1 rRNA gene is annotated in these 415 nt (G+C 55.4%); it reads left to right on the top strand.

Annotated elements, in window-relative coordinates:
- The first annotated feature begins 184 nt into the window (after nucleotides 1–184).
- Nucleotides 185–303, top strand: a 5S ribosomal RNA gene (gene rrf / locus GOQ16_RS18545).
- The last annotated feature ends 112 nt before the right edge of the window (nucleotides 304–415 follow it).

A 415-nucleotide genomic window follows, 5' to 3' on the forward strand; every position in this document is an offset into this window, starting at 1 on the left:
TTCCCGCCGCAAAAGTAAAATTTTCGCCATCCCGCCCCTCCCATGCGGTCCCTCCAGTTGCCTTCTCGCTTTCAATCATCGCCGACCCCGCGGACCCCACTATCGCTAACCCGGATCCCTCCGCAGTCGCGACCGTTCCGAACCCTGGACTCACATCAAATACGCTCGGAGCGCAGTTACTGACGGGTGCGACCATACCAGCACTAACGCACCGGATCCCATCAGAACTCCGAAGTTAAGCGTGCTTGGGCGAGAGTAGTACTAGGATGGGTGACCCCCTGGGAAGTCCTCGTGTTGCACCCCTTTTGTACTATCTTTTTTTTTTTTCTTCTTTTTCCTTCCCGCCGCAAAAGTAAAATTTTCGCCATCCCGCCCCTCCCATGCGGTCCCTCCAGTTGCCTTCTCGCTTTCAATC

This window comes from Sphingobacterium bovisgrunnientis, assembly GCF_009829085.1.
In the GTDB taxonomy this organism is placed as follows: domain Bacteria; phylum Bacteroidota; class Bacteroidia; order Sphingobacteriales; family Sphingobacteriaceae; genus Sphingobacterium; species Sphingobacterium bovisgrunnientis.